Annotated in this window: 10 protein-coding genes; 1 reads left to right on the top strand and 9 read right to left on the bottom strand. The window is 72.5% G+C overall.

Annotation, left to right across the window (positions count from 1 at the left end; all coding sequences use genetic code 11):
• Positions 1 to 276 precede the first annotated feature (276 nt).
• The 9 genes from CLT71_RS07185 to CLT71_RS07225 all read right to left on the bottom strand — a co-directional run bounded on the left by CLT71_RS07185 (position 277) and on the right by CLT71_RS07225 (position 10,958).
• Positions 277 to 1,224 (bottom strand): HTD2 family dehydratase, encoded by a 948-nt coding sequence (locus CLT71_RS07185; protein WP_199187538.1) that lies wholly within the window; start codon positions 1,222 to 1,224, stop codon positions 277 to 279.
• Entirely contained in the window at positions 1,221 to 2,081 is an 861-nt protein-coding gene (locus CLT71_RS07190) for a polysaccharide deacetylase family protein (protein ID WP_101366413.1), read from the bottom strand. Before CLT71_RS07190 ends, CLT71_RS07185 begins: the two co-directional genes overlap by 4 nt.
• Before the next feature lie 58 nt (positions 2,082 to 2,139).
• Complete coding sequence (locus CLT71_RS07195; RefSeq protein WP_158242192.1) at positions 2,140 to 2,925, bottom strand: SDR family NAD(P)-dependent oxidoreductase; 786 nt, start codon at positions 2,923 to 2,925, stop codon at positions 2,140 to 2,142.
• On the bottom strand, positions 2,925 to 3,575 hold the full coding sequence (locus tag CLT71_RS07200; RefSeq protein WP_101366415.1) for a cysteine hydrolase family protein: 651 nt from the start codon (positions 3,573 to 3,575) through the stop codon (positions 2,925 to 2,927). The genes CLT71_RS07195 and CLT71_RS07200 overlap by 1 nt, the downstream gene beginning before the upstream one ends.
• Complete coding sequence (locus CLT71_RS07205) at positions 3,572 to 5,848, bottom strand: MmgE/PrpD family protein (RefSeq protein WP_158242193.1); 2,277 nt, start codon at positions 5,846 to 5,848, stop codon at positions 3,572 to 3,574. Before CLT71_RS07205 ends, CLT71_RS07200 begins: the two co-directional genes overlap by 4 nt.
• 262 nt (positions 5,849 to 6,110) lie before the next feature.
• Positions 6,111 to 6,653, bottom strand: a complete 543-nt coding sequence (locus CLT71_RS07210; protein WP_158242194.1) for a MarR family transcriptional regulator — start codon at positions 6,651 to 6,653, stop codon at positions 6,111 to 6,113.
• Positions 6,654 to 6,739: 86 nt separating this feature from the next.
• The gene (locus tag CLT71_RS07215; protein WP_143743395.1) at positions 6,740 to 8,497 is read right to left on the bottom strand and encodes a thiamine pyrophosphate-binding protein; all 1,758 of its coding nucleotides are present in this window, start codon (positions 8,495 to 8,497) and stop codon (positions 6,740 to 6,742) included.
• A 5-nt stretch (positions 8,498 to 8,502) separates the two neighbouring features.
• Complete coding sequence (locus tag CLT71_RS07220; protein ID WP_101366419.1) at positions 8,503 to 9,660, bottom strand: acyl-CoA dehydrogenase family protein; 1,158 nt, start codon at positions 9,658 to 9,660, stop codon at positions 8,503 to 8,505.
• 116 nt (positions 9,661 to 9,776) lie between these two features.
• Positions 9,777 to 10,958, bottom strand: coding sequence for a CaiB/BaiF CoA transferase family protein (locus CLT71_RS07225; RefSeq protein ID WP_101366420.1), 1,182 nt, complete (start codon positions 10,956 to 10,958; stop codon positions 9,777 to 9,779).
• A 131-nt stretch (positions 10,959 to 11,089) separates the two neighbouring features.
• Here CLT71_RS07225 and CLT71_RS07230 point away from each other — a divergent pair, with 131 nt between their 5' ends.
• Positions 11,090 to 11,833 carry an aspartate racemase/maleate isomerase family protein gene (locus tag CLT71_RS07230; RefSeq protein ID WP_143743396.1) on the top strand — a complete coding sequence of 248 codons (744 nt, stop codon included), beginning with the start codon at positions 11,090 to 11,092 and terminating at the stop codon, positions 11,831 to 11,833.
• The last annotated feature ends 21 nt before the right edge of the window (positions 11,834 to 11,854 follow it).

Genomic DNA, 11,854 nt, shown 5'->3' on the forward strand with positions numbered 1-11,854 from the left:
AGGCCGCGCGGACGGGAACGCTCCCCCAGCAGCCCCTGCGCCACGGTGCCGCCCGCACGCCGCAGCGCGTGGGTGAACCCGGGCGAAATCTCCTCGACTCCGGGGGGCGGCGGAGGAGACGAGCCGGCACCCGCGACGCAAGCGACCAGGTCAGTAGCCATCCGTCCATCCAACCACGCAGCCCGACCGGCCCGTCTCGGCCTCCGGTGATCTCTGCGGGGCGGCACCCACGAGCGGTGGCCCGTACTGCTGTCAACCCGGTCCGGCACAGGGTCGTCAGGGGCCGTACTCCACCCGGACCGTGGTGTGCACGACCGGCTCACCGTCGACGCCGGGGCTGGACATGGTGAGCGTCGACGTCGTCTCCGGCCCGGCGACGCTGCTGATCTCGGCGGTCTGCCCGCAGAACAGCGGCCAGTGGTTGCGGTGCTCCACGACGCGCAGCTGACGCTCCGGCTCCCACAGCCGTACCGTCTCCAGCAGTGCGAGGGTCATCAGCGGGCCGTGCACGACCAGCCCCGGATAGCCCTCGACGCCGGTGGCGTACGGCCAGTCGTAGTGGATGCGGTGTCCGTTGGCCGTTGCGGCGCTGAACCGGGTCAGCAGACGAGGGTCGGTACGGAATCGCCAGGTGCCGTCACCGGCCCGCTCCAGGAGCCGGGACACCGGGTCCGGTTGCGGCAGCGGTTCACGCGCGCCGGCCGCCGCCGCGCCGGGTGCCGCCGTCGCGCCGAGTGCTGTCGTCGCGCCGGGTTCGGCGGCCCGCCGGTAGATGATGTCCTGGGTCTCCAGCACGGCCAGGTGCCCGTCGGTACCGGTCAGCCGGGTCTCGACCGTGACGAGCATGAACTCGCCCTGCCGTCCGCTCTTGCGGGTCTGCGACAGCACCCGGACGGTGCGGTGCACGGTGGCGCCGACGTGCAGCGGCGCGACCAGCCGTACCGTGCCGCCGGCGAACATCCGGCGCGGGAAGCCCGGTGGGTGCCGGGGTACCACGTGTTCGGGGTGGCCGTCCGGGCCCACCGCGCCGGCCGCCGGCCACCGGGGCAGGGCCACCCAGTGCCACAACGGCGGGAGCGGATCGCCGGCCTCCGGGGTCGGCAGCCCGTCGTCGAGCAACCCGGCGAAGGTGTGCACCGGTGCCGGCTGGACGCTCTCGGTGAAGGTGACCGGCTGCTGCGGGTGCTGCGCCTCCGGCGCCTCCGGGCCGCCCGACGGGGTCACGACGGGACCTGCTCGCGGTACCAGTCGACCACGGCTCCGGGGCCGGCGAAGGTGACGTCGGGGTCGGCGGCCATCTCGTCGAGCAGCGTCATCAGGCCACGGACCCGGTGCGGTACGCCGAGCAGGTGTGGATGCAGCGGCAGGGCCAGTACCCGGGCGCCCCGGGCCGACTCGGCCTTGAGCACGGAGACCGTCTCACGGACCCGCCGCTGGTATTCGGGCATCGGCTGCCGCTCGACCGCGATGACGACGCTGTCGTTGAGTTCGAGGTTGTACGGCAGCGCCAGCAGCGGCGGCTCGGTGCTCATCCACAGAGGATGGTCGGCCACCGACCAGTCGAAGATGTACTCGACGCCGAGTTCGGCGAGCACCTGCGGGGTACGCATGGTTTCGGCCAGGCCGGGGCCCATCCAGCCACGCGGGCGTACCCCGGTGCCCTCGGTGAGCATCCGCAACGACGCCTCGACCACCTCACGCTCGTCGGCGGCGCCGGTGAGCGACTCCTGGCGTACCCCGTGGGCGATGAACTCCCACCCGGTCCGCAGCAGCAGGTCGAACACGGCGGGATAGTCGTCACGGATGGCGGCGTTGACGCTGAGCCCGACCGGTAGCCCACGCTCGACGAACCCGGTGACCAGCCGCTCGACGCCGGCCCGCAGACCGTAGTCGACCCAGCTGAAGTTTGGCACGTCAGGTACGTCGTCGCGCCCGTGCGGCCCGGTGAGCACCTTGCGGGGCATCGGCCGGTCGAACGGCCAGGACTCCACGTTGAGCACCGGCATCACGATCAGTCCGGCGCCGGCCAGCGGGGCCAGCGGCGGCAGGGCCGCCGGTAACGCGTGCGGGATCCACGACATGCTCACTCCTTCAACGCCGGGTTCGGGCGGGTGCGGCGTCCTGGGCGGGCAGACCAGGTCAACCCCAGGTCTGCCCGCCGTCGACGGTCAGGCAGGTGGCCACGATGTGCGCGGCCCGGGGCGAGACGAGGTAGGTGGCGGCAGCGGCGATGTCGCCCGGATCGGCGGGATGCCCCACCGGGATACGGGCCGCCAGCTCCGCCGCCGCCGTCTTCCCGTCGACCTCGGCGGCCTCCGCCTGGTACGCCACCAGTGCCTCGTACCGGGCGGTCCGGGTCGGGCCGGGATGCAGCCCGACCACACCGATCCCCTCCGGGGCGAGCAGCCGGCCGGCGCTGGCGACCAGTCCGCTCAACGCGGCGTTGATCGCGGTCGACGTCACCATTCCGGTGGGGGCGTCCCGGGCGGCGTTGCCGGCGATGACGACGATCCGCCCGTGAGCGCTGTCGGCGCGCATCAGTTCGGCGGCCACCCGCATCGCCCGGACCGAGGCCAGGAACTTGGTGGTGAAGGCGACCTGCCAGACGTCGTCGTCGATCTCGTCGAAGGTGCCGATCGGAGTCGAGCCCACGCACGCCACGAGGCCGGCCAGGCCGCCCTGCCGCTGGGCCGCCTCGCGCAGGGCGGCCAGCCCGGTCGGGGCGGTCATGTCCCCGACCACCGTCTCGACCTGCGGTGACCCGTGGGCGCGCAGGTGCTCGGCGACCTCGGCCAGCTCGTCGGCCACGTTCGAGGCGAGCAGCAGCCGAGCGCCGGCCGCGGCCAGTTCGGTCGCCACCGCCCGGCCGATACCCGCACCGGCACCTGTGACCGCGACGAGGCGGCCGTCCAGCAGCAGGTCCATCAGTGTTCCTCCCATATCGCGGTCAGATCGCCGGTGCCGCAGACCACGGCGTACCGGTGGCGGGCCGTCTCCAGCGCCGCGTCGTGCAGTTCCGCCGACCAGGAGCCGCAGGCGTCCTCGGGGAGGACCACGTAGTAGTCGGCGCTGAACGCCTCGCGGGCCGTCGCCTCGACACACACGTTCGTGGAGACCCCGGCGCAGACCACCGTGCGGATGCCCGCCGAGCGCAGCACCAGGTCCAGGTTGGTGCCGGCGAAGGCGCTGTAGCGGTACTTCTGCACCACCACATCGGTACCGGTCGGGGCCAGCTCGTCGATGATCTGCTGTCCCCAGCTGCCCTGCACGCACAGGTCGGTCACCGAGAACGTGGCGCGGGATCGGGCGTCCAGCCACGGGCCGGAGTCGCTGCGATGCTCGGGCAGGGTGGTGTGCTGGGCGTGCACCACCAGTACCCCGGCGGTGTGGGCGGCGTCGAGCAGCCGACGCATCGCCGGGATCACCCGGCGGGCGTGCTCCAGCGACCGGCCACCCCGTACCGCCGTCTTGCCCGCTGGGCTCAGGAAGTCGTTGCACATGTCGATCAGCACCAGTGCGGTGTGCCCGGGGCGGACCTTCGCGGCCAGGGTCGTGAGGACCTCCGGGGCGCTCACGCCGGCACCGCCAGCGTGAACAGCTCGTCCACCCGCCGCGCCGCGTCCAGCGTCATCGCGGCCCGCCACAACTCCTCCGCGCGGGCGCCGAGCACCGGTGCGGCCAACAGCCGGAACTTGTCAGCCAACTGGGCGTCGGTCATCGGCGCCGCCACGCTGCCGGTGGCGTGCTCGATCACGAACTCGTGCCGGCCGCCGTCCCGATCCAGCACCTCCACCCGGCAGGCGTCCTTGGGCATCTCCGGGTCGGTCCGTACCTCGACCCGGCGGCGCAACTCCAGCACGGCCGGGTCGGTGGCGCGGGCGTCGCTGTACTGGGCCGGTCCGGCACCGCCGTCCAGCAGTCCGACCGCGAAGCAGTGGTAGACGGAGAACTTGCTCTGCAGGCCGTCGCGCGGCTCCGCAACGCCCATCACCTCCAGCACCACGGGTCGTACGGTCGCCACCACCTGCTCGATGTCGGCGGCGCTCAGCCCGGCGGTGCGTACGGCGATGGCGGCGTCGATGACGGGGTGGCTGACGATCCCGCAGCTGTACGGCTTGAACGCGTTGTCCTCGATTTCCCAGGCGCTGCCCAGCCCGGCCATCGCCGCGTCGGGGTCGTACCCGGGGCTGAGCGCCCAGCGCAGACCGCCAGCGGCGCCGAACGGGCTGGGCGCACCGTTGAGCCCAGCCCGAGCCAGCAGCGCCGCCTGCACCCCGTCGGCGGCGGACCGGCCGACGTGCAGCGCCTTGGTCATCGAGCCCAGCTGCTCGGTCACGCCGCTGGCGAGGTCACCGGCGATCGCCAGCGCCTGCGCGGTCTCTGCGGCGGTGAGCCGGAGCACCCGGGCGGCTGCCGCCGCAGCGGCGACATGACCCACCGTGCCGGTGACGTGCCAGCCACGGTCGAAGTGGCCGGGGCCGAGGGCGATGCCGAGGCGGCTGCCCACCTCCACCCCCGCCACCACACCGGCGAGCACCTCCGCCCCGGTTGCCGCGGTCACCTGTGCGGCGGCGAGCGCGGCGGCCACCACCGGCGCCCCGGGATGCAGGACGGTACGCAGGTGCGTGTCGTCGAAGTCCTCCACGTGCATCGCGTACCCCATGAGCAGCGCTGCCGCGTACGGCGACACCCGCTCGGGGCGCCCGAGCGCGCTGGCGGTGCCGTGCAGGCCAAGCTCGCGCAGGGCGGCAGCCACGAGTTCGACCGCGGGGTGTTCCGCCGCATCGACGGCGAGCCCGACCACGTTGGCCAGGGTGCGCCGGCCCGCGTGCCGTACCGCCTCGGGCAGGTCCTCCAGCCGAAGGGCGCTGGCGAACCGGGCAAGCTGGTCGGCCAGGTCGTCCGCGTCGTCGGGGCCGGTCGGCTCGGCGGGGCTTTGTCCGGCGGGGATCTGCCCAGCGAGGGCTCCTCCGGCAGCGGCTTCCCCGGCAGTGGTTTCCCGGGCAGCAGTCTCCCGGTCAGTGGTTTCCCCGGCGGCGGTCGCTGGCTCGCTGCCGGGCACCGGGTGGGTCGGCTGGCCGTCGAGGACGTACCAGATTTTGCCGAACCCCGCCAGCAGGCCGGCGGCGGCGTCGCGCTCGTCGTAGGCGTTGAGCAACCCCCGGGGGCCTTCGATGGCGGTCGGGGAACCGGTCACGCCCTGGCGCCCCAGGCTCGCGGCGAGTACGCCGGCCGCCGCCGCGAACCCGGCGTGCAGGTTGCCCAGCGGGGTGCCGGCGTGTACCCGGTGTCCACAGGTCAGGCTCGCGGAGATGGCGACGGCTGACCCGAGCTGGCTGGTGTCGGCGCCGCTGGCGAGGCCGGCGGTGACCGCCGCGCCGATCGCACCGACCCGGCCGGGGGCGTCCCAGGCGGTGGCCACCGGGCCACGCAGCGCCACCGCGAGCCGGTGGGCGATCTCCGCGCCGATGAGTGCCGCGTCGACGGCCCGGTCACCGTGGCCGGGTTGCCCGGCCAGGGTCGCCGCGACGAGTCGCCACGGCCAGGACGCGGCGGAGGGGCTCTGCGCCGCGTGCCGCAGCGCCCGGGTGAGCGGGTCGGCCGCCGCGACCCAGGCGCCGCCCGGACCGGCGACACGCCCCGAGCTGGCGGTACGCCCCGAACCGGCGGTACCCCCCGGACCGGCGGCATCGTCACCGGGGGCGGCAACATCGTCACCGGGGGCGGAGCCCTCAGCGTTGTCGTCACCGGGGACGGTGTCACCAACGGCGCCGTCATCGGGGTTGGTGTGCCCGAAGGCGCCGGCACGGATCGTGGCGTCCGCTGTGGCCGCCACCGTGGCGTCCACTGTGGCCTCCGCTGTGGCGTCGACCGTCGGGTCGGCTGTGATGGCCGTGCCGCCCCTCGTCCGATCCGTTGGACGGCAGGCCGCGAGGGCGGCGGACGCGGCGGCGCGTGCCTCGGCACCGACTCCCTCAGCGTGGAGTCGGATCGCGACGGTGGCGAGCTGCGATGCGATCAATGAACACCCCTACCATAGCCTGATACCTGAGTCAGGTTAGCTACTCAGGCACAGCATGTCCATGGTCAAGTGGGTGGATCGGCGCAGCTCACCCCTTGGCGGCGGCGCCCAGACCGGCCCGCAACGTCTCCCCGATGGTCGAATCGCTCTTGACGCCGACGAAGAAGGCGAACACCACGAGCGCGGCCTGCCGTTGGTCGTCGGTGAGCTGACGGTGGAAGAGCTGGGCGTGCGCCTGCACCAGATCGTTGATCTCGGCGAGAACCGGACCGGCCTCCGGGGTGGCCACCACCCTGATCATCCGCCGGTCCTCGTCGGTGCGCTCCCGCCGCACCAGCCCGCGATCCTCCAGGTCCCGCACCAGACGCGAGGCGAACGCCGGCACGATGTCCAGCCGCTCGGCGAGCTGGTTGACCGCGAGCGGCTCGTCCCCGGCGCCGAAGATCTGGATCAGCGCCTGGTGGGCCAGCGGATCGAAGCCGCGCTCCCGGGCCACGTCGTCGACGATCCGGACCACCTTGCGGATAACGTACCGAGCGGTGGCGACGGCCTGCACGTACGACTTCTGGTCGGTGATCCCGTCGCGCCCGCTCTGCGCCCAGGCGGCCAGCGCGACCTCGGTCTCGTTCAACACCCGTTCCTCTCGACAGCCAACGAAAACGCCGCTGTTGAGTAACATACCAAGCACGGGTACCGAGGTTAGTTTTCCGGCTTCGCTCAGCTCCGGTCTCGGGTCATCTGGGCGTCCACCAGCACCGGGCGTCGCTCCTCGCGCACGATCGACACCGCCCGGCGCAGGGTGGCCGGCAGGTCGGCCGCGTCCCGCACCGGGCCGAACGCCTCGACGCCCTGGGCCAGGGCCAGGCCGGCGAAGTCCACGTCCGGATCGGTGATGTCGATGCCCACCGCAACGTCCGTGTCCCGGCCGCGCTGGTGCCTGATCTCCGTCTGGTGCATCCGGTCCTGGTTGTACGTGCGGTTGTTGGCCATCACCACAAGCATCGGCAGCCGCTGGTTCGCGGCGGTCCACAGCGACGAGGCGGTGTAGAGGAAATCCCCGTCGGACTGGATGTCGACGACAAGTGTGTCGTCGTCACGGTGGGCCAGTGCGCAGCCCATCGCCGCCGGTACGCCGTAGCCGAGCCCACCACCACCGGAGATGCCCAGGTAGCAGTTCCACCCGGCCATGTCCCAGGCGCGGCGGGTGTTGCCGTAGAGGGCGCCGAAGGCGAGCTGCCACGGGCCGTCGTTGACCGCCTCGAACGTCTCGGCGGCGAGCCGGGCCGGGCCGAACTCCCCCGCGTCGCGGCGAATCCTGGCCCGCCACATCGCCGGGGTGCTCGCCTGCGCCTTCAGCTGCGCGGTACGCGCCCCGGCCCCCTCGACTGCGTCCGGGTCCGCACCGACCAGCTCCGTCACCATCTGCGCCAGCCGCGGCAGGGCGAGCGCGGCGTCACCGGTGAGCACCGCCTCGATCCGGTCCCAGGCGGCTGCCGAGCGGTCCACCGGGGCCCGCTCGACAAGCGCCGCGCCGGAGAGCACGAAGACCCGCGCGCCGGGCCGGGGCAGCCAGGCGAAGTCCCGCTCGGCCACGTCGGTGCGGCCGAGCGCGAAGTACGGGTCACGTACGTCGACCGCGAGCACCACGTCGGCCTCGGAGAGCGCGGCGTGGTGGCGGCCGGTGGCGTCGGCCCAGTGGGTGTTCGGAAAGTTGTGCCGGGCGCCCAGGTCGACCACGCCGGCACCGAGCCGCTCGGCGAGCGCGATCAGTGCGTGGTACGCCGCCTCGCTGCGGCCCGCGTTGTCGGCGAGCAGCAGCGGCCGTTCCGCCCGTACCAGCGCCTCGGCCACGGGCGCGAGGTCGGCGTCGGCGACGGTGGGCGTGGTGTGCCGGGCCAGGGCGGTTTCCGGCGCCCACAGCGGGTTGGCCGCGAGCGGCTCGGGCCAGCCGCCCTCCTGCAGCCCGGCGTCCAGGGCCACGTAGACCGGCGCCTGCGGGAACGAGACGGTGGCGTTGTACGCCCGGGCGAGGCTGTGCGGTACGGCGGCGAGGCTGGCCGGTGCGTCGTCCCACTTGGTGAAGTCGCGTACCAGTGACGCCTGGTCGCGGGCGGCGTGGATCCAGTCGATCCACGGCCGGCGCCGGGTGGCGTCCGCCGGTCCCGCGCCACCGACCACCAGCATCGGCACCTGGTCGAGGAAGGCGTTGAACAGGGCCATCGAGCCGGTCTGCAGGCCCACCAGGTTGTGCAGCGCCACCCCCATCGGCCGGCCGGTGGTCTTGGCGTACCCGTGCGCCATGCCCACCGCCACGTTCTCGTGCAGCGTCAGCACCAGCTCCGGGCGGCCGGCCCGGACCAACGAGTCGTGGAAGCCGCGCAGGGTGGCCCCCGGGTTGATCGCCACATGCCCGATGCCGAGCCGGGCGAGCGTCTCGACCATCAGGTCGCTGCCGTATCGGGTCCGATCCGCCATGGCGGTCACGCTTCCAATCCATTGCGGCTGATGAGCTGCCGGACGATGACATTGCGCTGGATCTCGTTCGTCCCCTCACCGACGATCATCAGTGGGGCGTCGCGGAAGTACCGTTCGACGTCGAACTCGGTGGAGTAGCCGTATCCGCCGTGCACCCGTACCGCGTCCAGCGCGATCTGCATCGCGGTCTCCGAGGCGAACAGCTTGGCCATGCCCGCCTCCAGGTCGCAGCGCTGGCCGGACTCGGCGCGTTCGGCCGCGTAGAGCACGAGTTGGCGGGCGGCGGTCAGCCTGGTGGCCATGTCGGCCAGGTAGTTGCCGATCGACTGGTGCTTCCAGATGGGCACGCCGAACGACGACCGCTCCTGCGCGTAGCGCAACGCGTCCTCGAACGCGGCCCGCCCGACGCCGAGCGCCCGGGCGGCCACCTGGATGCGTCCGGTCTCCAGTCCGGTCATCATCTGCGCGAAGCCGTACCCCGGCCGGCCGCCGAGTACGGCATCGGCCGGCGCCACGTACCCGTCGAAGGACAGCTCGCAGCTCTCCACACCCTTGTATCCGAGCTTGGGCAGGTCGCGGGAGACGGTGAGCCCCGGCCCGTGCTCGACAAGCAGGATGCTCACTCCACGATGCGCGGGCGTGGCCGCCGGGTCGGTCTTGCACAGCAGCGCGATCAGCCCGGAACGCCGCGCGTTGGTGATCCAGGTCTTCGCGCCGGTGATCACGTAGTGGTCGCCGTCCGGCCGGGCCGTGGTGGTCATCGCCCTCAGGTCCGAGCCGCCGCCCGGCTCGGTAAGCGCCATCGTGGCCCGCAACGCGCCGGTCGCCATCGCGGGCAGGTACCGGGCCCGCTGCTCGTCGGTGCCGAAGGCGAGCAGCAACTTGGCCACCACGGTGTGACCGCCCATCGCGCCCGCCAGGCTCATCCAGCCCCGCGCCAGCTCCTCGGTGACCATGGCGTAGCAGGACATGGAGACCCGGGTGCCGCCGTACTCGTCGGGGATGGCCAGGCCGAAAATGCCCAGTTCCTTCATCGTCCCGATCAGAGCCTCGGGGTACTCGTCGGCGTGCTCCAGCTCACGGGCGACCGGCCGGACCTCGCGGTCGACGAAGTCGCGTACGACGTCGACGACCGCCTGCTCTTCCGCGCTCAAGGTGGTCACGATGATCCCTTCCGGTCTCTCTGCTTCCTCGACTCCGCCAACGCGCTCACCCGATTCCGCTCGCCCAGGTCCGGCATCCGCTCACCCGACTCCGCTCGCCCAGGTCCGGCATCCGCTCACACGACTCCGTCGGCCCGCAACGCCGCTATCTGGTCCGGGTCGCGGCCGATCTCGGCGAGTACCGCGTCGGTGTGCTCGCCGATGTCCGGCACCGGACCGAGATACGCCTCGGTGCCGCTGAGCACGGCCGGTGGCAGCAGGGCGCGCACCTCGCCACCGGGTGTGGCCACGGTGCGCCACCGGTCGCGGTCGGCCAGCACGGGGTGGGCCAGGAAGTCCTCGACGGAGTTGAGCCGGGAGTTGGCGATACCGGCCCGGTCGAGCAGCCCACGCACGGTCGGGCCGTCCAGTGTGGCCAGTCGGTCGGCGATGACCCGGTCGAGTTCGACCCGGTGCGCCACCCGGCTGGCGTTGCTGGCGAACCGCGCGTCGTCGGCCAGCTCGGGCCGGCCCAACACGATGTCGCAGAAGGTACGCCACTCCCGTTCGTGCTGGATCGCCAGCAGCACCGACGTGCCGTCGCCGGCCGGGTACGGGCCGTACGGCGCGATCGTGGCGTGTGCCGCACCGGCCCGCTCGGGCTGCCGCCCGCCGTAGCGGGTGTAGTAGGCGGGTTGCCCCATCCACTCGGCGAGCGCGTCGAACAGCGACACCTCGACTGCCGGGGCGGTACCGGTGGTGGCCCGGGTGTAGAGGGCGGTCAGGATGCCGCTGTAGGCGTACGTGCCGGCGGCGATGTCCGCGATCGAGACGCCCACCTTCGCCACCTGGTCGGCGGTACCGGTGAGTGACACCAGCCCCGTCTCGAACTGGACCAGCAGGTCGTACGCCTTGCGGTGCGCCCAGGGACCGTCGGCGCCGAAACCGGAGATGTCGCAGACGATCAGGCCCGGGTACCGCTCGCGCAGCCGGTCGGCGGGCAGCCCGAGCCGGTCCGCGGCGCCGGGGGCGAGGTTCTGCACGAACACGTCAGCTTGGGCCAGCAGGTCGTGCAGGACCTCGCTGCCGAGGGGGTGCTTGACGTCCAGCGTCACCGACTGCTTGGACCGGTTGAGCCAGACGAAGTAGCTGGACTGGCCGTACACGGACTCGTCGTAGCGGCGGGCGAAGTCACCGCCGCCGGGGCGCTCGATCTTGATCACCCGTGCGCCGAGGTCGGCGAGCTGGCGGGTGGCGAACGGAGCCGCCACCGCCTGTTCGAGGCTGATCACGGTGACACCGTCAAGCGGTCGTGGCACGGCACTCCCCCACGGCTCGGCTAGCACAGTCAAGTTAGCAACCTGAGCAAGGTAATCTGCCCGGTCACCAGATGTATAGCAGCTTAATATCACACTAGAAATAGGCACTCAGGTAACCTATGCTCGCCGTCATGTTGACTGGAGGCACCATCCGCGCCAAGTGGGGAGTCATCATCCCCTCCACGAACATCATGGTGGAGCACGACTTCGCAGCCCTCTGCCCGTACGGCGTGACGTTCCACGCCGGCCGCGCCTACATCGCCAGCCCGTCCATGGCCACCGACGCGGACGCCAAGACGCTGCTGGACGAGATGGACCAGGGATTCGCCACCGCGCTGCGCGACGTGCTGACCGCCAAGCCCGACCGGATCATCATCGCCATGTCCGCCGAGGTGATGCGCCGGGGCGTACGGGGTGGCCAGGACTTCGTCGACGACGTGGCGCAGCAGGCCGGGCTGCCGGTCACCACCGGCCCGGGGGCGGTGATCGCCGCGCTGCACCGCATCGGTGCGACCAGGATCGGCCTGCTCACGCCCTACCAGCCGGAATCCGACGCCATCACCCGCGACTACTTCCAGGAGAGCGGGTTCGAGGTACGCCACGTCGCGGGGCTGCGCTGCACGTCGGCCACCGACATCGCCGAGGTCGGCCAGGACCGGATCGTCGCCGCCCTGCGTGAACTGGACCGCTGTGGTGCCGAGGCCCTGGTCCAGGTCGGCACCAACCTCAACGCCCTCGCCCTGGCCGCCGAGGCCGAACGCTGGCTGGACACCCCGACCATCTCGATGAACACCGCCACCGTCTGGCACGCGCTGCGCCAGTCCGGCATCACCGACCAGCGCGGCGACGCGGGCCCGCTGCTGCGCGACTTCTGAGCCGACCGCCGCGGATGGTGA

Source organism: Plantactinospora sp. CNZ320 (assembly GCF_002846275.1).

Excerpts from the sequence above, each read along its gene's own strand:
- CLT71_RS07190 (WP_101366413.1), bottom strand. The coding sequence starts at position 2,081 with ATGTCGTGGATCCCGCACGCGTTACCGGCGGCCCTGCCGCCGCTGGCC.
- CLT71_RS07195 (WP_158242192.1), bottom strand. The coding sequence starts at position 2,925 with ATGGACCTGCTGCTGGACGGCCGCCTCGTCGCGGTCACAGGTGCCGGT.
- CLT71_RS07215 (WP_143743395.1), bottom strand. The coding sequence starts at position 8,497 with ATGGCGGATCGGACCCGATACGGCAGCGACCTGATGGTCGAGACGCTC.
- CLT71_RS07230 (WP_143743396.1), top strand. The coding sequence starts at position 11,090 with ATGTTGACTGGAGGCACCATCCGCGCCAAGTGGGGAGTCATCATCCCC.